The organism is Zestomonas carbonaria, from assembly GCF_904061905.1.
GTDB lineage: Bacteria > Pseudomonadota > Gammaproteobacteria > Pseudomonadales > Pseudomonadaceae > Aquipseudomonas > Aquipseudomonas carbonaria.
The window spans coordinates 1-243 of record NZ_CAJFCI010000130.1 but is presented as its reverse complement, the minus strand read 5'-3'; the positions used below and the strand labels follow the sequence as shown (position 1 = coordinate 243).

Here is a 243-nt window from a genome sequence, read left to right as displayed (position 1 = left end):
TTGGCCATCAGGAAGGCCTTGTCGCCGATCAGCTCGCGGGCCTCGACGATGTCCTCGGGGCGCTGCACGAAGGACAGCGCCACCCAGTCGACGCCCAGCGCCAGGCCGAAGGCCAGGTCGCGGCGGTCCTTCTCGGTGAGCGGCGAGAGTTGCAGCACCGCTTCCGGCACGTTGACGCCCTTGCGGTCGGACAACTCGCCGCCGGCGATCACCACGGTGTCGATGGCCTCGGCGTGCCGGGCG

1 protein-coding gene is annotated in these 243 nt (G+C 70.8%); it reads right to left on the bottom strand.

The window, feature by feature from the left end:
• Positions 1-243: pyruvate kinase (locus tag PSEWESI4_RS24975; protein WP_235979015.1), on the bottom strand; the 243-nt coding region annotated here is incomplete at both ends.